Below are 19,874 nucleotides of genomic sequence, written 5' to 3' on the forward strand. Positions count from 1 at the left end.
CTCGTGAGTGGCGGGTGTCCTCTGGGACCACTCGCCACTCACGGGTCCGACGAAGGAGGACCAGGCATGACGGTCTCCGAGCGCGTGTACGCCGCGCTGGACACGGTCCGGGATCCCGAGCTGGACGAGTCGGTGCTGTCGCTGGACTTCGTGGCGTCCTGCACGGTGTCGCCGGACGGGGCGGCGGAGGTGCACCTGCGGCTGCCGACGTTCTTCTGCGCGCCGAACTTCGCGTTCCTGATGGTCGCCGACGCCTACGACGCGGTGATCGCGGTGGACGGGGTGAGCGCGGCGGCCATCGTGCTCGACGACCACTTCGCGTCCAACGCCATCAACGACGGCGTGGCCGCGCGGGCCGGTTTCGTGGCGTCGTTCGAGGGTGAGGCGCAGGGCGAGCTGGAGGAGCTGCGCACCAACTTCCTGAACAAGGCGGTGCTGGCCGGACAGGACCGGGTGGCCCGGCCGCTGCTGTCCGACGGCTGGAGCCCGGAGCGGCTCAGCGCGGCACATCTCGGCGAGGTGCCGCCATCACCCGAGCTGGAGCGGCTGCGGCACCGGCGCGGACTGCTCGGGCTGCCGGCCGGCGACGACGCGCCGCTGCTGATGGACGCGGCCGGCGCGCGGGTCACCCTGGACGCGATGCCACTGCACCTGCGGCGGGCCCGCACCACCCGGGTCGGCATGGAGGCCAACGGCGGCTACTGCCAGAGCCTGCTCGCCGACCGGTACAAGCTCGGGACGGCAACGGCGCCGGCTCCGTGACCGGCGTGAGTGGCGAGTAGTCCTGGGAGACCACTCGCCACTCACGATGTAATGGGCCCATGGATGTGCGTGCGCTGATCTTCGATGTGTTCGGCACCGTGGTCGACTGGCGCGGCGGGGTGATCAGGGACGGCGCGGCGCTGGCGGCCCGGACCGGACTCGAGATCGACTGGCCGGCGTTCGCCGACGACTGGCGCGACCGCTACCTCCCGTCGATGAACCGGGTACGCACCGGCGAGCTGCCCTGGACGAACCTGGACGGGCTGCACCGGAGCTCGCTCGACGAACTGCTCCGCGAGCACGGGGCCGACGCACTCGGTGAGGACGACCGGGCGTTCCTGGTCGGCGCCTGGCACCGGCTCGACCCGTGGCCGGACTCCGTGCCCGGGCTGACCCGGCTCAAGGCGCGGTACACCATCGCGCCGCTGTCCAACGGTCACGTGGCGCTGCTGGTGAACATGGCCAAGCGCGCCCGGCTGCCCTGGGACCTGGTGCTCTCCGCCGAGCTGGTGCACGCGTACAAACCGGACGCGGCGACGTACCGGTCCGCGCCGGAGCTGCTCGGCTTGGAGCCCGGCGAGGTGATGATGGTGGCCGCGCACCTGGACGATCTGGCCGCCGCACGCAGCCGCGGGCTGCGCACCGCCTACGTCCGCCGCCCGTCGGAGTGGGGCGCCGGTGGGACCGCCCCGGAACCCCGCCCCGGCGACGAGCTGGACCACGTGGTCGACTCGCTCACCGAGCTGGCCGACCACCTCGGTGCCTGACCCGCCGGTCCCGCCCGGCGGCGAACCCGTTGGCGACGACGACCTGCCATGGCGGCCGTGGAGCCCGGCGGAAGTGGCGCGGCGGTTGTCCGGGGTGACCGCGACCTGGTGCGTGGCCGGCGGCTGGGTGGTCGACCTGCACCTGGGCCGGGTGACCCGGGAGCACGGCGGCCGAAGGACGAGGCCGACCTGGCGACCCTCCTCCCGGTGCTGGATGGCGCGCAACGGGACTGGCTCGCGCGGTCGATCACCGTCGTGCACCCGGAGCACCCGTGGATCGCCGCCGTTGCTGGTCGCGGGGCCTGACGAAATCCCCGACTCACCCTGACGGAATCCCCGACTCGCGGGAGGTGTGGGGACGGCGGTCAGCCCCGGATCTCTTCGGCGGTCAGCCCCAGATCTCTTCGGCGGTCTCCACGATGAGCCGCAGTTTGGCGACCTGCTCCTCCAGGGTCAGCGCGTTGCCCTCGACGGTGGAGGAGAACCCGCACTGCGGGGAAAGGCACAGCTGCTCCAGCGGCACGTACTTGCTGGCTTCCTCGACGCGGCGCTTCAACAGGTCCTTCGACTCCAGCTCGGGGCGCTTGCTGGTGACCAGGCCGAGCACGACCCGCTTGCCCGGGGGCACGAAGCGCAGCGGCTCGAACCCACCGGAGCGCTCGTCGTCGAACTCGCAGAAGAACCCGTCCACCTCCAGCTCGCCGAACAGCGCCTCGGCCACGAAGTCGTAACCGCCCTCGGCGGCCCAGGACGAGCGGTAGTTGCCCCGGCACATGTGCGTGGTCACCCGCATCCCCGCCGGCCGGCCGGCGAGCGCGGCGTTGATCAGCCGGATGTAGCGAAGGTGCTGGTGATCCGCGTCCTCCCCGCGACCGGCCATCATCGCGCGCTGGGCCGGGTCGTTGAGGTACGCGAGGCTGGTGTCGTCGAACTGCAGGTACCGGCAACCCAGCTCGCCGAGCGCACGCACCTCGTCGGCGTAGGCGGCGGACAGGTCGGTCCAGAACTGCTCGACGTCCGGGTAGACGGAGCGATCGATCGCGGCGGTACCGCTGCGGTAGTGCACCATGCTCGGCGACGGGATGGTCAGCTTCGGCACCGCCGTGCGGGTGTGCTCGGCGAGGAACCGGAAGTCCGCGCCGAAGATGGTGTGCTCCAGCCGGACCGGGGCGCGAACGGCCAAACCGGCGGAGGTGAACGAGTTCTCCCCCCTCGCGTTGCGCATCCGGACCCGCATCTGCTCGTCGGTCTTCTGGATGCCGCCGAGCTGGTAGATGAAGTCCATGTGCCAGGAGGTGCGGCGGAACTCGCCGTCGGTGGCGGCGCGCAGACCGATCTCCTCCTGCAGCGCGATGACCGTGGTGATCGCCTCGTCCTCCACACCGTGCAGGTCCTCGGCGGAGAGCTTGCCCTCGGCGTGCGCCTCCCGGGCCGCGAGCAGCATGGGTGGGCGGAGCAGGCTGCCGACGTGGTCGGCCCGGAACGGCGGTTCGGTCAACTGGCGGGCGCTCTGCGCGGTCGGCACTGACATGCCCAGAACCTAATACGAATCAACTCCGCGCGAATGCCCCGGCGAGCTCATCCAGCCGACCGGCGGCGGCGGCGAAGTTCAGGTGGTCTCACCGCCGAGCACGCCGCGCACGACCCGGCGTTGCGGGCGCGCACCGTCGGCGTGCTGGTGGACGGCCTGCGCCCGCGTTAGTTCGAGCGCGGACCGAGCACCCCAGCAGCGCCGTCAGCGCCGTGAGCGCGGACCGGGCAGACCGGCGGCGGCGCTCAGCGCTGCACGAGAGCCGGGCGGGCCGGGTCGTCGAGCAGCACCAGCACGTCCGCGCCGGCCGGGTCGTGCTCGGCGTCGTAGCGGGCGTAGGCCGGCAGCGTCCACGCCAGCGCGGGGTCGGTGCGCCGGGCCAGCGCGGCCGCGGACATCCGCAGGTGCACAGTCAGCTCCGCCGGTAGACCGCGGCCGAGGAGCAGCGCGCCGGACAGCAACAGCACCCCGTTGCCGGCAAGCTCGACGCGCGGGTCCCGGTACGCCCGGTCCACCTCGGCGTCCCAGAGCCGGGGCAGTACCCACCCGCTGCCGGCCGGGCCCGCCGGGTCCAGCACCTCCCGGCGCAGCCCGGCCAGGTCCAGCCAGCCGTCCAGCAGCTCGTCCGGGTCGTCGCGGCCGTGCTCGAGGCGCACCGACGCCGGGCGCAGGTAATCCGACGCCGACACCCGCAGGACCGGCCGGCCGCGCAGCCTCAGCTCCTCGGCCAACCCGTCCGCGAAGCCGGCCGGTTCGGTCGGCGGCGCGCCGTCCAACAGCACCCGGACCCGGCCGGGCTCGCCGGCCAGCCGCTCGGCCAGCTCGTCGACCAGCACGGACCGCCGGATCGGGCGAACTTGCACCTACTGCTGGTAGTTCTCGACGACCCGGTCCGGGCGCACCTCGGCGGTCTCCGGGCTCTGGCCCATCTCCTTGCGGGCGCGGCGCTGGCGCAGCAGGTCCCAGCACTGGTCCAGCTGGACGTTCAGCGCATTCATCTGGGCGTGCTCGTCCTCGCTGAGCGCCCGGCCGACGTGCGCCCGCTCCAGCTTGTGCTCCTCGTCGACCAGTTCGCTGATCTTGGCCGTGATCTCACGATCGTCCACGGGACTGCCCTTCGGTTTCGGTCCGACTCACCGACGCGCGCAACGCTACGGCGCCCGCCAATATGCCTCACCGCGCGGGGAGAGCCGGTAGCCGACCTCCAGGCTCGTGGTGAGGCCGAGGTTCTTCAACTTCCGCACGTCGATCTTGAACGGTTCGCGTTCGCGGCCCAGCTCGACGGCCAGGTCACCGGCCCGCACGCCCGGGTGCGCGGCGATGACGGCCAGGGTGTCCGCCGTCCACGGCCCGTGCGTGCTCGCCGCGTCGAGCCGGTCCAGCCGGCGGTCCAGGTCGGCGCGCTGTGCGGCGGTGAGCCGGTCGTCGGCGGCCAGCGCGGTGCGCGGGTCGGCCCCCGCGTAGTGGAAGGCGATCCGGTACAGCGGCAGCGCGGGATCGCCGCGCAGGTCGTCCAGCAGCACTCCGAGCACGGGGTACCCGGCGGCGCGGGCATCGGCGTCGGTGATCGAACCGGGCGGCACGACCCGCACCTCGTCGATCTCGATCATGCCGCCGGCCGCCCGGTGCCGCCGCCCGGCGACCGCCTGCGACACCTTCCACCGGCGGTAGGTGACTGTGACGGAGCCGTCCGCCATGCCGGCCCAGAACCTCTGTTCGAACTGCATCCGTCTCAGAGTAAGACGTCCACCCCAGTGGCGCGGGCCACACTTCAACACATGACCACCCGTACCCCGCTCACCGCCGAGACCTCGGTCTGGCGCGCGCTGCGGGTGGTCGAGGTGGTCGCCGAGGTCGGGGACGGGGTGACCCCGAAGGCGATCGCCCGCCGGCTGAACTTCACCCTGCCCACCACCTACCGGCTGCTGGCCACCCTGGTCGACGAGGGCTACCTGGTCCGGCTGCCCGAGCCGCGCGGGTACGGGCTGGGCTACCGGATCGGCGAGCTGGCCCGCCGGCTGGTCGACCAGGTGACGGTGCCCGCCTCGGTCCGGGGGATCCTGCACGACGTGCACCGGGTCGCCGAGGGTGCGGCCTACTACCTGGTGCTCCGGGGGGCCGACGTCGTGGTCGCGCACCTGGACGAGTGCCCGGCACACCCGGCGCCCGCCGCGCTGCGGGTCGGCGAGCCGGCCGCCGCGCACGCCACCGCCGCCGGCAAGGTACTGCTCGCCGCCCTGGACCGCCGACGCCTGACCGCGCTGGTCGCCGACCCGTTGCCGCCGCTCACCCCGAGGACCGTGGTCGACCGGGCCGAGCTGTACGGCGAGCTGGAACGGGTGCGTGAGGTCGGCGTCGCCGTCGAGCTGGGCGAGCTGCAGCTCGGCCGGGCCGGGATGGCGGCCCCGGTGCGCGGGCCGGACGGCGTGGTGACCGGCGCCCTCGGCATCTCGGTGCGGGGCACCGACTTCGCGCTGCGCCGCGCCGGCCTGGAACGCGCGGTCCGCGACGGCGCCAACCGGGCTGCTTGCGTGCTGACCGAGCGCGCGGCGGCGGGATGACCCACTCCCCGGCGCCGACCTGTGGGTGGCGACCGGGGCTGCGCTGATTCCCGTGGCCCACTCGCCACTCACAGGTGCTCCGTCCCGGGTACTACGGTGCGCCGGGTGACTTCCGCTGACGGCGCCGGCCCCGTTGCCGATCTGGTCCGGTACGACCTGGACGGCCACGTCGCCACCATCACCTACAACCGCCCCGAGCGGCTCAACGCCATCGACGGCGCGATGCGCCAGGCGCTGAACGCGGCGTTCTCCCGGTTCCGGGACGAGGAGGACGCCTGGGTCGCGATCGTGACCGGTGCGGGACGGGCCTTCTGCGCAGGTGCGGACTTGCGTGGCGAGGGCGACCCGACCGGCGAGTTCACCGGCACCTTCTGGGAGCGCCCGACGGTCAACTCGTTCGAGAGCGGCTGGGAGATCTTCAAACCGGTCATCGCGGCGGTCAACGGATACTGCATCGGGTACGGCTTCACCTTGGTGACCTGGTGCGACTTCGTGATCGCCAGCGAACGCGCGGAGTTCGGCTTCCCCGAGGTACGGCTCGGGGTCCCGACCATGGTCGGCGCGATCCGGTTGCCTCGGAAGATCAACTGGCAGTACGCGATGGAGCTGCTGCTCACCGGTGAGCGGATCGGCGCGGACCGGGCACACGAGATCGGATTGGCCGGCTGGGTGGTGCCGCACGAGGAGCTGATGAACGAGGCACGGGCACTGGCCGCCCGACTGGTACGCGGCGCGCCGCTGGCCGCCCGGGCGATCAAGGAGGTGGCGGTGCGCACCGCGGACCTGCCGATGACCGACGCTATCCGGTTCGGCGAGACCATGCGCCGGGTGGCCGGTGCGACCGAGGACGCCGCCGAGGGCGGGGCCGCCGCCGCCGAGCGCCGCGAGCCGCGGTGGCGCGCCCGCTGAACGTGCCCAGGGACGAGCTCGAGCACCCGCTGGACGCCACCCGGCCCGGGCGGCCCACGGCGGCCTCAGCTGAGAACGGCCTGGGTCTGGTTGGTCAGGCCGACCAGGCGGCCGGTGTCGTCGCGCAGCTCGGTCTGCACCACGATCGTGGAGCGGCCGGAGTGCATCGGGCGGGCGGTGGCGGTGACCGTGCCGGAGCGCACGGCCGCGAAGAAATGCGTGCTGGACTCGATCGTGCTGGTCCGGGCCCCCGGTGACGTTCGAGCGAGTCCGGCGAAGGCGCAGGCGGCCCCAGCGCAGTCGGCCAGCGCCATCAGCGCCCCGCCGTGCAGGATCCCGCCGACGGTGCACAGGTCGGCCCGCCAGTCCAGGCTCAGCACGGTCTGCTCGGCGGCCACGGTGTGTGCCTGCACACCCCAGGCCGCGGCCAGCGGCATCGCCTCGGACACCACCCTGATCAGTTCGTCGCTCACCCACCGAACCCTGCCGGCGGGCCGGCGAGCTGTCCATGACCCCAGAGGTAATGGTCAACTCACCTGGCGCCCTCCGGCACCCGCTCTGCCCTCCACAGTAGCGAAAACCACCCCCGAACAGCCCAAACCAGCTAACGATTCGACCTTCGACAACGACACCCAGGTGACAAGCGCGGCACACTGGCGCCCACAGGAGGCAGCTCACAGAGGAGCCAGCGACGAGCAACGGCCAGAACAGCGGCCACCCAAGGTGAGCACCGAAGGTGACCACCGGAGGCGAGCGAAGCAACGCCCCAACAGTGAACACCGAAGGTGACCACCGCTGGGCGGCGAAGCAACGCCCAACGCGGGCCACGAAAGGTGACCACCGAAAGGGGGGTTCCGGGGGGCGAAGCCCCGCCGGGCGGGGCGTGGGGGTTGCACCCCCACAACATCGACGAGATGTCCCACCGCCCGCGCTCTCCGCGGGCATGGAAGCGCAATACATCGAGTGGGCGAGGAGGGAGTTGAACCCTCACGTCCTTACGGACACACGGACCTGAACCGTGCGCGTCTGCCATTCCGCCACTCGCCCGGGCGTGGTGGAAACGTTAGCACCGGGTCCGGGACCCCCACCGCGGGGGTACCAAGAACGACTAGAGACCGACATCGACCGACTGAACCACGAACTAATGGATAACTGACCCGCTTCCCTAGCACAGATACGATCGTTGGTAGGAGAAACACGCCGAGAGGACGAAGGGGTACCGAGTGGGCCGCGCGGATCGCTTCGAGCGCCGGTTGGAGGGTTTTGTGGGGGATGCGTTCGCTCGCGTCTTCGGCGGCAACGTCGTGACCGAGGAGGTCTCCCAGGCGATCGTTCGCGAAGCCGAAACCTCCGTGCGCCCGCTTGCCGGCGGCCGGCAACTCGTCCCGAATCGCTACGCGGTGCTGCTCAGCCCGACCGACCATGAACGGATGGCCGAGGATGCGCAGCGCGTCACCCAATCACTGACCACCAGGGTGTTACAGCTGGTCGCCGACCAGGGATGGGACACCTACGGCGACGTCGTAGTCTCATTGGAGCGCTCCGAGGCGCTGCACACGGGTCAGTTCCGTACCAGCTCGGTCGTGGATCCCGACACTTCGGGCCCCGCACCGAGACAACGCAACGCAAAGGAACCACCGATGAGCCAGCCACCAGGGCACCCTGAGGAGAACGGCCGCTACGGCTATGACCGCGCCCCGCGCGGCTACGGCCAGCAAACCTATGCCGAGCCGGCCGGGAACGAGCCTCAGGGTCAGGAGCCCGCCGGGTACGACCAGCAGGGCTACTCGCAGGACTACGACCCCCGTTACGCCCAGCAGCAGGGCCAGGACCAGGGCTACCCGCAGCAGCCGGGCTACGGCCAGCCGGGCTACCCGCAGCAGGGCTACGACCAGCAGGGTTACGCCCAGCCCGGGTACGACCAGCAGGGCTACCCGCAGCAGCAGGGCTACCCGCAGGGCTACGACCAGCAGGGTTACGCCCAGCCCGGGTACGACCAGCAGGGTTACGCCCAGCCGGGCTACGACCAGCAGGGCTACCCGCAGCAGCAGGGCTACCAGCAGGGTTACGCCCAGCCCGGCTACGAGCAGGGCTACTACGACCAGCAGGGCTACGACCAGCAGGGCTACCAGCAGCAGGGCTACTACGACCAGCAGGGTTACCCGCAGCAGGGCTACGAGCAGGGTTACCAGCAGGGCGCCGGCGCGAGCCTGACCATCGACGACGGCTCGAACCGCAGCTTCGACCTGCACGGTGGCACCACGGTCATCGGCCGCGGCCAGGAGTCGGACTTCCGGCTGCCGGACACCGGTGTGTCCCGTCGGCACCTCGAGATCAACTGGGACGGCCACACCGCCACCCTGTCCGATCTGGGGTCCACCAACGGCACCACGGTCAACGGCAACCCGGTGCAGACCTGGCAGCTGTCGGACGGCGATGTCATCCGGATCGGCCACTCGACGCTCGTCTACCGGGCAGCGGGATAGCCTTTCCTGAAGCCCCGCCCGGTTTCCCGGGTGGGACACGTCAGGAACGGAGTACGTCGCGGGTGCCGGAACTGGTACTGCAGCTGACCAGGGCAGGGTTCCTGGCCCTGCTTTGGCTGTTTGTGTTGGTCGCGCTGCGGGTGGTTCGCTCTGACCTGTACGCCGCGTCCGGGTTGCGTGCCCTGGTACCCGGACGGCGAACGAAAGTGCGAGCCAGCCGAGGAGGACGGGCGGCACGTCAACTCATCGTGACCCATGGTGCGTTGGCGGGAACTCGGGTGTCCCTAGACTCTAGGCCGATCATGTTGGGACGCGCGGACGATTCGACGCTGGTGCTGGATGACGACTACGCCTCGACCCGGCACGCAAGGTTGTCGCTGCAGGGCGAGGAGTGGTACGTGGAGGATCTTGGGTCAACCAATGGGACATATCTCGACCGAGCTAAGGTCAGCGGACCAACTCGGGTGCCGCTGGGCGTCCCGATCCGCATCGGCAAGACCGTGATCGAGCTGCGCTCATGACCCTCGTCCTTCGTTACTCCGCCCGGAGTGACCGTGGCCTGGTTCGGCAGAACAACCAGGATTCGGTCTACGCCGGGCCTCGACTGTTGGCGCTCGCGGACGGCATGGGCGGCCACGCCGCCGGCGAGGTGGCCTCCAAACTGGTCATCCAGGCCCTGGTCCCGCTCGACGACGACGTGCCCGGCGACGACCTGCTCGGCGAGCTGCGCGACGCCACCGCCGAGGGCAACGCCGCAATTACCCACCTGGTCTCCGAACAGCCCGATCTCGAGGGCATGGGCACTACGCTGACCGCGATCCTGTTCGCCGGGAACCGGCTCGGCCTGGTGCACGTCGGTGACTCCCGCGCCTATCTGATGCGCGACGGCCAGCTCAACCAGATCACCAAGGACGACACGTTCGTCCAGTCGCTGATCGATGAGGGCCGGATCAGCCCGGAGGAAGCGCACACGCACCCCCAGCGGTCGCTGCTGCTGCGCGCCCTGACCGGCCACGACACCGAGCCGTCACTGGCGGTTCGGGAGGCTCGGGCCGGCGACCGCTACCTGCTGTGCTCAGACGGGTTGTCGTCGGTGGTCTCCGAGGAGACGCTGGCCGACACGCTGCGCACCACGGACCCGAAGGTCACCGCGGACCGGATGATCGAGCTGGCGCTGCGCGGCGGCGGACCCGACAACATCACCTGCATCGTGGCCGACGTCGTCGACATCGACTTCGGCGAGGACGCCCCCATCGTGGGTGGCGCCGCCGGGGACGGCAGCGAGCAGCCCCAACCGGACTCGGCCGCCGCGCGCGCCTCGGTCACCACGCTGCCCAGGGTCGCGCCGCAGCGCATCGAGGCGACCACGATGGAGCTGCCCACGGTCCGCCGCCGGGGTCGCGCCTGGCTGGTCCTGCTGTCGCTGCTGGTCGTGCTGATCGGTGCCGGCGCGCTGGCCAGGCTGTGGGTGCTGCAGCAGTACTACGTCGGGGTCAGCGGCAACCAGCTCGCCATCTACCAGGGCGTGCGCGGCAGCGTGCTGGGCATCCCGCTGCAGAACCTGCGCGAGGGGTCGTGTCCGCCCGGCGCGACCGGCTGCACCGAGCTCTCGCTCGACGACCTGCAGGAGACCGCCCGCAGCGCGGTCCGCGACGGGATCATCTCCGGCAACGGGCTCCAGGGCGCCCGCGCCACCGTGGCGCGGCTGCGCGCCGACGAGATGCTGCCGCCCTGCCCGGTCACCCCACCGGCGGCGCCGGCCAACAACGCGCCACCGGCCGGTAACGGTGGCCGCGGCGCTCCCCCGACCGGGGCCAAGCCCCCACCCGGCCAGGGCGCCGCCTCGGGTGCCCCGACTCAGACCCCGGAGACCACGACGCTCCCTTCGGTGCCACCTCAGCCGGGCAAGACCTGTCGTCCGGTGAGCTGATGGGCTCACCCCGCCCGAGCGGAACGCCCGCTGGAGCAGCTGGAGCCGCACCGAAACCAACCCCGGCCAGCACGAACCCGCCGGCTGTGCCTTCTACGGGGCGGTCGATCGAGTTGGTGCTGCTCGCCTTCGCCGCGGTGCTGACCACCAGCGCGCTGGTGCTGGTCGAGGCCAACCAGGAGCAGGAGCTGACCAGGACGCTGCTCTGGCTGGGGCTGGCCTACCTGGGCCTGTTCACCGGAGCGCACCTGGTGGTGCGCAGGCTGGCGCCCTATGCCGACCCGTTGATCCTGCCGTGCGCGGCGGTGCTGAACGGGCTCGGCCTGGTGATGATCCACCGGGTCGACCTGGCCCGCTCGGACCGGGCGGCGCAGCTGGGCAGCCCGCAGCCGGATCTGTTCGCCGGCCGCCAGGTGGCCTGGACGGCGATCGCGCTGGTGCTGTTCGTCGGCACCCTGTGGTTCGTCAAGGACCACCGGACGCTGGCCCGCTACGGCTACACCATGGGTTTCGCCGGCCTGGTGCTGATCATGCTGCCGGGCATCCTGCCGAGCAGTATCTCCGAGGTCAACGGCGCCAAGATCTGGCTGCGGCTGAGCATCTTCTCGATCCAGCCCGGTGAGTTCGCCAAGGTGCTGCTGATGATCTTCTTCTCGGCGCTGCTGATCTCCAAGCGGGACCTGTTCACCACCGCCGGGCGGAAGGTCCTCGGCATGGAGTTCCCCCGGCCGCGCGACCTGGCACCGCTGCTGCTGGCCTGGGGCGCCTCGGTGGGCGTGCTGGCGCTGGAGAACGACCTGGGCACCTCGCTGCTGTACTTCGGCGTGATGCTGGTGCTGCTCTACACCGCGACCGAGCGGGTGTCCTGGCTGATCATCGGCATGGTCTTCTTCATGGCCGGCGCGATCGCCGCCTACCACCTGTTCGGCCACGTGCGGGCCCGGGTGCAGATCTGGCTGGACCCGCTGGCCGACTACAACCACTCCGGCTTCCAGCTCAGCCAGGCACTGTTCGGGCTGGGGACCGGCGGGGTCGGCGGCACCGGGCTGGGTGCCGGCCGCCCCGAGTTGGTGCCGTTCGCCTGGAGCGACTTCATCGTGGCGTCCATCGGCGAGGAGCTCGGGCTGATCGGGCTTGCCGCCGTGCTGGTCATCTACCTGGTGCTGGTCACCCGGGGGCTGCGCAGCGCGCTGGCGGTACGCGACAGCTTCGGCAAGCTGCTGGCGACCGGGCTGTCGTTCTCGCTGGCGCTGCAGGTGTTCGTGGTCATCGGCGGGGTCACCAAACTGATCCCGCTGACCGGCCTGACCATCCCGTTCATGTCCGCCGGCGGCTCCTCGCTGGTGGCCAACTACATCATCGTGGCGCTGCTGCTGCGCATCTCCAACGCGGCCCGCTCCCCGGCGAGCAAACCGGTGGCCCCGAAGACCCCGCTGGCCGACGCGCGCACCGAGATGGTCGAGCGTTGAGGCGGCCGTCCAGGGTCGGGGCGCGGCGGTGAACACACCGGTCCGCCGAGTCGCCATCGCCGTGATGGTGATGATCATGATGCTGCTCGCCAACCTCACGTATGTGCAGGTGGTGAAGGCGAGCGACTATCGCAACGACCCGCGCAACCAACGGGTGCTGCTGGGCGAGTACGCCCGCAAGCGCGGCCAGATCAGCGCCGGCGGGCAGGTGCTGGCCAACAGCGTGGAGACCGACGACCGGCTGCGCTACCAGCGCCAGTACGCCAACGGGCCGCTCTACGCCGCGCTCACCGGCTACTACTCGGTGATCTACGCGTCCAACGGCATCGAGCGGGCCGAGGACGGCGTGCTCAACGGCTCCGACGACCGGCTGTTCGTGCGCCGGCTGTCCGACCTGATCACCGGCCGGGACCCGAGCGGCGGCAACGTGGTGCTCACCATCGACCCGCAGGTGCAGAAGGTCGCCTTCGACGCGATGAACGCCAAGAAGTTCGCCGGGGCGGTGGTCGCACTGCGGCCGGCCACCGGGGAGATCCTGGCGATGGTGTCCACCCCGTCCTTCGACCCGACCCCGCTGGCCAACCACAACGCCGAGGTGCAGAAGAACGCCTGGACGCAGTACGCCGCCGACAACCCGCCGACCCTGATCAACCGGGCCATCTCGGTGACCTACCCACCCGGCTCGACGTTCAAGCTGGTGGACACGGCCGCCGCGCTGCAGGACGGGTTCACCCCGGACAGCCCGCTCACCGCCGCCTCCAGGGTCACCCTGCCGGGCACCAACACGACGCTGGAGAACTTCGCCGGCACCCCCTGCGGAGCCGGCCCCACAGCGACCCTGGCCGACGCGCTGGCTCGTTCCTGCAACACCGCGTTCGCCACCCTCACCGGTCAGGTCGGCCAGTCGAAGCTGCGTACCCAGGCCGAGCAGTTCGGCATCGGCGAGACCGACCTGGCCATCCCCATGCCGGTCGCGGCCTCCACCATCGGCGCCATCCCGGACACCGCCGCGCTGTACCAGTCCGGCATCGGCCAGCGGGACGTGGCGCTCACCCCGCTGCAGGACGCCGAGATCGTGGCCGCCATCGCCAACGGCGGCGTGCGGATGACGCCGTACCTGGTCAAGTCCATCCAGGCACCGGACCTGTCGACGCTGGACACCACCGACCCGGACCGGGCCGGCCGGGCCATCCCCGCCGACGTGGCACAGACCATCACCCAACTGATGATCGGCTCAGAGAATCGCACCCAGGGCGGTGGGAAGATCGCGGGAGTGCAGATCGCGTCCAAGACCGGCACCGCCGAGCACGGCAACACGCCGAAGCAGACCCCGCCGCACGCCTTGTACGTGGCGTTCGCACCGGCGGAGAATCCGCAGGTCGCGGTGGCCGTTGTGGTGGAGAATGGCGGTGACCGGGCGCTGGAGGCCACCGGTGGTTCGGTGGCCGCGCCGATCGGACGCGCGGTGATCGCCGCCGCGCTGGGTGGCGGTGGCGGGCGCTGATGGCTGTACTGATGGCCGGGCTGACGGCTGTACTGACGGCTGGCGATACCTGATGGCACTGAAGCCGGGCGACCACATCGCCGAGCGCTACCAGCTGAACCACCGCATCGCGGTCGGTGGCATGGGCGAGGTGTGGGAGTCCGCCGACGAGCGGCTCGGCCGCACGGTCGCGATCAAGGTGCTGAAGCCGGAGATCGGCTCCGACCCGGAGTTCCTGGAGCGCTTCCGCACCGAAGCCCGGATCGCCGCGTCGATCAACCACCGGGGCATCGCCGGCGTGCACGACTACGGCGAGGACATCACCCCGGACGGCACCCCCACCGCGTACATCGTGATGGAGCTGGTGCGCGGCGAGCCGCTGTCCGCCCGGCTGGCCACCCGGGGCAAACTCGGCCCGGTACTCACCCTGGACCTGCTGGAACAGGCCGGCCGGGCACTGCAGGCCGCGCACTCCAAGGGCTTCGTGCACCGCGACGTGAAACCGGGCAACATCCTGCTCTCCGAAGACGGCACGGTGAAGCTCACCGACTTCGGCATCGCGAAGGCGTTGGCGGCCGCGCCGGTGACCGCGTCCGGCATGGTGATGGGCACCGCGCACTACATCGCCCCGGAGCAGGCCAGAGGCGCCGAGGCCGGGCCGGCGAGCGACGTCTACTCCCTGGGTGTGGTCGGCTACGAGTGCCTGGCCGGGCATCGGCCGTTCCAGGACGAGAGCCCGGTCAAGGTCGCCATGATGCACATCAACGACCCGGTGCCGCAGCTGTCGACCGACATCCCCACCAACATCCGCGCGCTGATTGCGATCGCCCTGGTCAAGGACCCTCGGCGGCGCTACTCCGACGGCGGTGAGTTCGCCGCCGCGGTGGCCGCCGTGCGGCGCGGCCAGCCGCCGCCGACCCCGGGCACCCCACCCCTGGTGGGCGCCGGCCCCCGGCCGATCGTGGCGTCGGGCTCGCACGACCGGGTCACCGGGCCGTCCAGTGACGGGCTGGCGCTGTCCGGGCTCGCCGCGCCCGGGCTGCCGCCGCTGCCCGGCAACCAGTCCGGCAGGCTGCGCCCGCTGCCGGCGCCGGTGCGCGGAGGACGGGGCGGGCTCACCGTGGCGTTCGTGGTGCTCACCGCGGCCGCCGTGGCGATCGGGGTGCTGGTGGTCCGGCAGGCGGTGAGTTCGGACGGCGTGCTCCAACGGCCTCCCCCGGCGGCCACCGCGCCGCCGGGGGCCAACACCTCGGTGTCGGCGGACAGCGTGTTGGTGGACCCGGCCGGCTACAGCGGCCGGCCGGTCACCGCGGTCCAGTTCGAACTACAGAACAACGGGTTACTCACCCAGGCCCGCACGATGCAGGGCCTGGCGCCGACCACGCCGGCACTGTGCATGGTCACTGATGTGAGTCCAGCGGGCACGCTGCGTAAGGGAACGGTGGTGACGATCACGTGCGCACAACAGTGATGACCCAGAATGCGCAGGTCACCGACCGCAACGGGCCGGCGACCGCGGCCAGTATCGTTGCCGGGGCGTGCACCAGGCATGATGAACGCACCCTCGAGACCCCCAGGAAAAATCACCGATGACCACCCCGCGCCTGCTTTCCGAGCGCTACGAGCTGGGCGACACGCTCGGCTATGGCGGCATGTCCGAGGTGCACAAGGGCCGGGACGTCCGTCTGAGCCGCGACGTGGCGGTCAAGGTGCTTCGCGCGGACCTGGCCCGCGACCCCCAGTTCCAGCTGCGCTTCCGGCGTGAGGCGCAGAACGCGGCGGCGCTGAACCACCCGGCCATCGTGGCGGTGTACGACACCGGCGAGACCGAGAGCGAGTTCGGCACGCTGCCGTACATCGTGATGGAGTTCGTCGACGGGCAGACCCTGCGGGAGATCGTGAAGGGCACGGGCCCGCTGTCCCAGCAGCGGGTCATGGAAGTGATGGCCGACGTCTGCGCCGCACTGGACTTCAGCCACCGGCACGGCATCATCCACCGCGACGTCAAGCCGGCGAACGTCATGATCACCCGCGGCGGCGCGGTCAAGGTGATGGACTTCGGCATCGCGCGCGCGCTGGCCGACGGCCAGAACATGACCCAGACCGCGGCGGTCATCGGCACCGCGCAGTACCTGAGCCCTGAGCAGGCCAGGGGCGAGGCGGTGGACGCCCGCAGCGACGTCTACGCGGCCGGCTGCGTGCTGTTCGAGCTGCTCACCGGCGAGCCGCCGTTCTCCGGCGACTCCCCGGTCGCGGTGGCCTACCAGCACGTCCGGGAGGACGTCCGACGCCCGTCCGAGGTCAACCCGGACGTGCCGGCGGAGCTCGACTCCATCGTGCTCAAGGCGATGAGCAAGAACCCGGCCAACCGGTACCAGTCCGCCGCCGAGATGCGCTCGGACCTGGTCCGGGTACTGCGCGGGCAACGTCCGCTGGCGCCGCAGGTGATGAGCGACGAGGAGCGCACCGCGCTGCTGCACGGCGGCGGCGGCGCTACCCGGCGGCTGCACGCGCCGAGCACCCGGCACGCCGCGCAGACCGACTACGCCGACGACGGCCAGGCGGGCCGCGGCACCACCCGGATGATCGCCATCGGCGTCGGGGTGGCCGCGCTGATCGCGGTGATCGCATTCGTGGCCACCAAGCTGTTCGGTGGCCCGGGCTCTCCGGAGCAGGTGGCGGTGCCGAACGTGACCGGCCAGCTGCAGGAGGCGGCCAGGGAGTCGCTGAGCAACGCCGGTTTCCTGCCCAACATCCAGCGTGAGTCCTCCACCAACGTGCCGATCAACCAGGCCACCCGCACCGACCCGGCCGGCCTGGAGAAGGCGGCCAAGGGCAGCCAGGTCACCCTGTTCATCAGCACCGGCCCGGCGCAGGCCAAGGTGCCGGACCTGAGCGGCAAGACGACCAGCGAGGCCGCCCAGCTGCTACAGGCCAACGGCCTGGTCGCCTCCACCAACACCAACACCAAACCCACCACGGACCCGAGCCAGGTGGACAAGGTGGTCGACCAGGATCCGAAGGCGGGCGCCACGGTCGCCGGCGGCACCCAGGTGACCCTGACCACCGGCACCAAGCAGAACACCCTCACCGTGCCGCAGCTGACCGGGCTCGCGATCGACCAGGCCGAGCTGCAGCTGACCAACATGGGTCTGCAGTGGAACGCCACCCAGGTCGACGGCCCGGGCGACCGGGACACCGTGCTGAAGACCAGCCCGGCCGCCAACCAGCAGGTGGCGATCGGCGGGACGGTCACCCTGTACGTCTCCCGGGGCAACCAGATCAAGATGCCCGACGTGCGCAACCTGACCGCGGCCGACGCACGCACGGCTCTCAAGAGCGCCGGCTTCGACGGTGACATCCAGTTCACCAAGACGAGCGTGTCCAACCCGAGCCTGGCCGACGTGGTGGTCTCCCAGTCGGTGGCGCCGAACCAGGGCGTTGACCCCGAGGGTTCGGTACAGCTCGCGGTCGGCCAGTACTCCGGCACCTCGAGCAGCAGTAGCAACAGCAGCAGCGGGAACCGCTCGAACAACAACAACACCGGCGGATCCGGCAACTGACGTGCGCGCCGGGGCCGCCGTGCGGGATGCTGGTTCCATGCGCGTCCTGGTGATCGACAACTACGACAGCTTCGTCTACAACCTGGTGCAGTACCTGGCCCAGCTCGGCGCCACCACCACGGTGCGGCGCAACGACGTCGTGTCGATGGACGAGGTCGACGGCGTGGACGGGGTGCTGATCAGTCCCGGGCCGGGCACCCCGGAGCGGGCCGGCTCCAGCATGGCGCTCATCCGGCACTGCGCCCAGCTGCGGGTTCCGGTGCTCGGCGTGTGCCTCGGTCACCAGGCGATCGGCGCGGTGTGGGGCGGCGTGGTCGAGCGGGCGCCCGAGCTGCTGCACGGCAAGACGTCGCAGGTGCACCATGACGGCGCCGGCGTGCTGAGTGGGCTGCCCGATCCGTTCACCGCCACCCGGTACCACTCGCTGACCGTCCGGCCGGACTCGGTACCCGACGTACTCGAGGTCACCGGGCGCACCGAGAGCGGCGTGATCATGGCACTGCGGCACCGCGAGCTGCCGGTGGAGGGCGTGCAGTTCCACCCCGAGTCGGTGCTCACCGAGGGCGGCCACCGGATGCTGGCGAACTGGATGGCCAGCTGCGGCCACCCGGTGCCGGAGCCGCTGGTGGCGCGTCTGTCCGCTGAGGTAGCGGCACTCATCGAGGCCTGACCGAGGCCTACCCCGCGCGCGGTACCGTGACGTCAACGCGGTGCACTGCCCGGGTCCGCCCGGGCGGTGGCCGCCGCTGTCCCTGCACGCCGTCGAGATCAGTCGAGGACGAGATGCCTAAGTCCAAGGTTCGCAAGAAGGCGGTCTACACGCCGCCGAAGGAGAAGCCGACACCGGCGCAGGTCCGCGCCGCCGGCCCGTCCAGCCCCGTCTACGTCGGGGTGATGCTCGGCTTCATGGTGCTCGGGCTTGCCTGGTTGGTGGTCAACTACCTGGCCGGCGACAAGATCGGCTTCATGATCGCGCTGGGTGGCGACGGCTCCGGGTTCAACTACAACTTCGTCGTCGGCTTCGTGATGATCATTGTCGGGCTGCTGATGACCATGCGGTGGCGTTGACCCACAGCCCGGTAACTACACGCCTGTAACTCGTCCACACTGGGGACAACTCCTGTGGATAACTCCGCGACGCCGGGTTCGCCGGCTGTGCACAACTTCCGGTGGGCACCACCCGCGGCGCTGGTCGTAGTCGGCTGGCTCGGTGCCCTGGCGGCGCTGTTCTGGTGCACGCTGGGCACCAGCGAGCCGACCGGGCGGTTGCTGGCCGGGGTAACCGTGCTGGTCCTGGGCTCGGCGGCGCTGTTCGGCAGTGTGGCGCGCCCCCGGCTCGCCGCCGACCGCGCCGGCCTGCGGGTACGCGGCCCGCTCAGCGCCAAGGAATTCGACTGGGCACAGGTCAGCCGGGTCCGACTTGTGCACACCCGGCGATTCGGCCGTGACGTGCCGAGCCTGGAGATCGAGACCCGGGGCTCAGGGGCCGACGACGAGGGGCTGCTGGTGTTCAGCTGGCTCGACCTGGGGACAGATCCCAGGGAGGTGGCCGACACGCTGGACAGCCTGCGCCGCCCGATCTAGAGCTAGAGCGTGACGGCGCGCAGTTCCATGATCAGTAGCAGGACTACGACCAGCGCGGCGATACCGCCGGCCTGCCAGCCGTTGCGGTTGCGGGCCGGGGCGTAGACGAGCACCACGGTGCCGATCGCGCCGGCGACCAGCCCACCGAGGTGGCCGAGGATCGAGATGTCCGGCACCACGAAGCTGAGCACCAGGTTGAGCCCGATCAGCGTCAACGCCGGGCGGGCCGACAGCTTCATCCGGCGCAGCACCACCGCCAGGCCGCCCATCAGCCCGAACACCGCGCCGGACGCCCCGGCCACCTGCGAGTTCACCGAGCCGAACAGGAACGGCGCCGCCGAGCCGCCGAGCAGCCCGACCAGGTAGAGCGCCAGGAACCGGACCCGACCGAGGACCGGCTCCAACTCCTTGCCGATCACCCACAGGGCCACCATGTTGAACGCCAGGTGCAGCGGCCCGAAGTGCAGGAAACCGGCGGTGAACAGTCGCCACCACTGCCCCGCCGCCACCTCGGTCGGCTGCAGCGACCAGGCCTGGAACAGTGGCGCGACCGCATTGTTGGACAGGCTCGCGGCCTGCACCACCGTCCAGAAGAACACCGCCACGTTCAGCACGATCAGTGCCGCCACGGTGACCGGCTTGGCCGCCAGCGTGGCGCCGGCGACCGTCCGCCCGTACCTCGGCGCCGGCGCCGAAGCTCGCGGCGGCCGGGGCCCGGTCGGCGCGGCGGCACCGACGCACTCCACGCACTGGTAGCCGACCGAGGCCTCCCGCAGGCACTGTGGGCAGAACGGCCGCTCACAGCGCACGCAGGACAGCCCGGTCCGCC

General features: G+C 71.1%; 21 protein-coding genes and 1 tRNA gene. 15 read left to right on the plus strand and 7 right to left on the minus strand.

Annotation, left to right across the window (positions count from 1 at the left end; genetic code table 11):
• Positions 1-66 precede the first annotated feature (66 nt).
• Genes ACTXG6_RS04865 through ACTXG6_RS04875 form a run of 3 tightly spaced genes read left to right on the plus strand, consistent with a single transcriptional unit; the run spans position 67 to position 1,835 of the window.
• On the plus strand, positions 67-762 hold the full coding sequence (locus ACTXG6_RS04865; protein ID WP_445186562.1) for an iron-sulfur cluster assembly protein: 696 nt from the start codon (positions 67-69) through the stop codon (positions 760-762).
• Between the two features lie 59 nt (positions 763-821).
• The gene (locus ACTXG6_RS04870; RefSeq protein WP_445186563.1) at positions 822-1,529 is read left to right on the plus strand and encodes a haloacid dehalogenase type II; all 708 of its coding nucleotides are present in this window, start codon (positions 822-824) and stop codon (positions 1,527-1,529) included.
• A 48-nt stretch (positions 1,530-1,577) separates the two neighbouring features.
• A complete protein-coding gene (locus ACTXG6_RS04875; protein WP_445186564.1) occupies positions 1,578-1,835 on the plus strand; it encodes a hypothetical protein in 258 nt (85 codons plus the stop codon).
• A gap of 82 nt (positions 1,836-1,917) precedes the next feature.
• Here the strand turns inward: ACTXG6_RS04875 and ACTXG6_RS04880 are convergent, their stop codons facing one another.
• The 4 genes from ACTXG6_RS04880 to ACTXG6_RS04895 form a co-directional block, all read right to left on the minus strand.
• Entirely contained in the window at positions 1,918-3,060 is a 1,143-nt protein-coding gene (locus ACTXG6_RS04880; protein ID WP_445186565.1) for a 5-methyltetrahydropteroyltriglutamate--homocysteine S-methyltransferase, read from the minus strand.
• Between the two features lie 245 nt (positions 3,061-3,305).
• A complete protein-coding gene (locus ACTXG6_RS04885) occupies positions 3,306-3,923 on the minus strand; it encodes a uridine kinase (RefSeq protein WP_445186566.1) in 618 nt (205 codons plus the stop codon).
• Entirely contained in the window at positions 3,924-4,166 is a 243-nt protein-coding gene (locus ACTXG6_RS04890; protein ID WP_445186567.1) for a DUF2630 family protein, read from the minus strand.
• 45 nt (positions 4,167-4,211) lie between these two features.
• The gene (locus ACTXG6_RS04895) at positions 4,212-4,787 is read right to left on the minus strand and encodes a hypothetical protein (protein ID WP_445186568.1); all 576 of its coding nucleotides are present in this window, start codon (positions 4,785-4,787) and stop codon (positions 4,212-4,214) included.
• A gap of 51 nt (positions 4,788-4,838) precedes the next feature.
• On the opposite strand from ACTXG6_RS04895, the gene ACTXG6_RS04900 reads away from it, so the two are divergent.
• Together ACTXG6_RS04900 and ACTXG6_RS04905 are read left to right on the plus strand one after the other, a co-directional pair.
• Entirely contained in the window at positions 4,839-5,621 is a 783-nt protein-coding gene (locus tag ACTXG6_RS04900) for an IclR family transcriptional regulator (RefSeq protein ID WP_445186569.1), read from the plus strand.
• Positions 5,622-5,726: 105 nt separating this feature from the next.
• Complete coding sequence (locus ACTXG6_RS04905; RefSeq protein WP_445186570.1) at positions 5,727-6,530, plus strand: enoyl-CoA hydratase/isomerase family protein; 804 nt, start codon at positions 5,727-5,729, stop codon at positions 6,528-6,530.
• 65 nt (positions 6,531-6,595) lie between these two features.
• Here ACTXG6_RS04905 and ACTXG6_RS04910 read toward each other — a convergent pair whose 3' ends face one another.
• Both ACTXG6_RS04910 and ACTXG6_RS04915 read right to left on the minus strand, forming a co-directional pair.
• Positions 6,596-7,003 (minus strand): PaaI family thioesterase, encoded by a 408-nt coding sequence (locus ACTXG6_RS04910; RefSeq protein WP_445186571.1) that lies wholly within the window; start codon positions 7,001-7,003, stop codon positions 6,596-6,598.
• Positions 7,004-7,494: 491 nt separating this feature from the next.
• Positions 7,495-7,577, minus strand: a tRNA-Leu gene (locus tag ACTXG6_RS04915).
• A 176-nt stretch (positions 7,578-7,753) separates the two neighbouring features.
• On the opposite strand from ACTXG6_RS04915, the gene ACTXG6_RS04920 reads away from it, so the two are divergent.
• The 10 genes from ACTXG6_RS04920 (at position 7,754) to ACTXG6_RS04965 (ending at position 19,045) form a co-directional block, all read left to right on the plus strand.
• Positions 7,754-9,016: an FhaA domain-containing protein gene (locus ACTXG6_RS04920; RefSeq protein ID WP_445186572.1), complete on the plus strand. Its 1,263-nt coding sequence runs from the start codon at positions 7,754-7,756 to the stop codon at positions 9,014-9,016.
• A gap of 62 nt (positions 9,017-9,078) precedes the next feature.
• Positions 9,079-9,537, plus strand: a complete 459-nt coding sequence (locus ACTXG6_RS04925; RefSeq protein ID WP_445186573.1) for an FHA domain-containing protein FhaB/FipA — start codon at positions 9,079-9,081, stop codon at positions 9,535-9,537.
• Entirely contained in the window at positions 9,534-10,946 is a 1,413-nt protein-coding gene (locus tag ACTXG6_RS04930) for a PP2C family protein-serine/threonine phosphatase (protein ID WP_445186574.1), read from the plus strand. Before ACTXG6_RS04925 ends, ACTXG6_RS04930 begins: the two co-directional genes overlap by 4 nt.
• Positions 10,946-12,415 carry an FtsW/RodA/SpoVE family cell cycle protein gene (locus tag ACTXG6_RS04935; protein ID WP_445186575.1) on the plus strand — a complete coding sequence of 490 codons (1,470 nt, stop codon included), beginning with the start codon at positions 10,946-10,948 and terminating at the stop codon, positions 12,413-12,415. Before ACTXG6_RS04930 ends, ACTXG6_RS04935 begins: the two co-directional genes overlap by 1 nt.
• A gap of 28 nt (positions 12,416-12,443) precedes the next feature.
• The gene (locus ACTXG6_RS04940) at positions 12,444-13,919 is read left to right on the plus strand and encodes a peptidoglycan D,D-transpeptidase FtsI family protein (protein WP_445186576.1); all 1,476 of its coding nucleotides are present in this window, start codon (positions 12,444-12,446) and stop codon (positions 13,917-13,919) included.
• A 52-nt stretch (positions 13,920-13,971) separates the two neighbouring features.
• Positions 13,972-15,369 carry a serine/threonine-protein kinase gene (locus ACTXG6_RS04945; RefSeq protein WP_445186577.1) on the plus strand — a complete coding sequence of 466 codons (1,398 nt, stop codon included), beginning with the start codon at positions 13,972-13,974 and terminating at the stop codon, positions 15,367-15,369.
• A 118-nt stretch (positions 15,370-15,487) separates the two neighbouring features.
• On the plus strand, positions 15,488-17,461 hold the full coding sequence (gene pknB, locus ACTXG6_RS04950) for a Stk1 family PASTA domain-containing Ser/Thr kinase (RefSeq protein ID WP_445186578.1): 1,974 nt from the start codon (positions 15,488-15,490) through the stop codon (positions 17,459-17,461).
• A gap of 37 nt (positions 17,462-17,498) precedes the next feature.
• A complete protein-coding gene (locus tag ACTXG6_RS04955; protein WP_445186579.1) occupies positions 17,499-18,131 on the plus strand; it encodes an aminodeoxychorismate/anthranilate synthase component II in 633 nt (210 codons plus the stop codon).
• A gap of 113 nt (positions 18,132-18,244) precedes the next feature.
• A complete protein-coding gene (crgA, locus tag ACTXG6_RS04960) occupies positions 18,245-18,529 on the plus strand; it encodes a cell division protein CrgA (protein WP_445186580.1) in 285 nt (94 codons plus the stop codon).
• Between the two features lie 54 nt (positions 18,530-18,583).
• Positions 18,584-19,045: a PH domain-containing protein gene (locus tag ACTXG6_RS04965; RefSeq protein WP_445186581.1), complete on the plus strand. Its 462-nt coding sequence runs from the start codon at positions 18,584-18,586 to the stop codon at positions 19,043-19,045.
• Between the two features lie 2 nt (positions 19,046-19,047).
• On the opposite strand, the gene ACTXG6_RS04970 is transcribed toward ACTXG6_RS04965, so the two are convergent.
• Positions 19,048-19,854 (minus strand): rhomboid family intramembrane serine protease, encoded by an 807-nt coding sequence (locus tag ACTXG6_RS04970; protein ID WP_445186582.1) that lies wholly within the window; start codon positions 19,852-19,854, stop codon positions 19,048-19,050.
• Between the last annotated feature and the right edge of the window lie 20 nt (positions 19,855-19,874).

Source organism: Pseudonocardia sp. Cha107L01 (genome assembly GCF_052566575.1).

Bases quoted from the DNA above. Each gene is read 5' to 3' on its own strand.
- ACTXG6_RS04865 (WP_445186562.1), top strand. From the start codon at position 67: ATGACGGTCTCCGAGCGCGTGTACGCCGCGCTGGACACGGTCCGGGAT.
- ACTXG6_RS04870 (WP_445186563.1), top strand. From the start codon at position 822: ATGGATGTGCGTGCGCTGATCTTCGATGTGTTCGGCACCGTGGTCGAC.
- ACTXG6_RS04875 (WP_445186564.1), top strand. From the start codon at position 1,578: ATGGCGGCCGTGGAGCCCGGCGGAAGTGGCGCGGCGGTTGTCCGGGGT.
- ACTXG6_RS04880 (WP_445186565.1), bottom strand. From the start codon at position 3,060: ATGTCAGTGCCGACCGCGCAGAGCGCCCGCCAGTTGACCGAACCGCCG.
- ACTXG6_RS04895 (WP_445186568.1), bottom strand. From the start codon at position 4,787: ATGCAGTTCGAACAGAGGTTCTGGGCCGGCATGGCGGACGGCTCCGTC.
- ACTXG6_RS04900 (WP_445186569.1), top strand. From the start codon at position 4,839: ATGACCACCCGTACCCCGCTCACCGCCGAGACCTCGGTCTGGCGCGCG.
- ACTXG6_RS04930 (WP_445186574.1), top strand. From the start codon at position 9,534: ATGACCCTCGTCCTTCGTTACTCCGCCCGGAGTGACCGTGGCCTGGTT.
- ACTXG6_RS04935 (WP_445186575.1), top strand. From the start codon at position 10,946: ATGGGCTCACCCCGCCCGAGCGGAACGCCCGCTGGAGCAGCTGGAGCC.
- ACTXG6_RS04945 (WP_445186577.1), top strand. From the start codon at position 13,972: ATGGCACTGAAGCCGGGCGACCACATCGCCGAGCGCTACCAGCTGAAC.
- pknB (WP_445186578.1), top strand. From the start codon at position 15,488: ATGACCACCCCGCGCCTGCTTTCCGAGCGCTACGAGCTGGGCGACACG.
- ACTXG6_RS04955 (WP_445186579.1), top strand. From the start codon at position 17,499: ATGCGCGTCCTGGTGATCGACAACTACGACAGCTTCGTCTACAACCTG.
- crgA (WP_445186580.1), top strand. From the start codon at position 18,245: ATGCCTAAGTCCAAGGTTCGCAAGAAGGCGGTCTACACGCCGCCGAAG.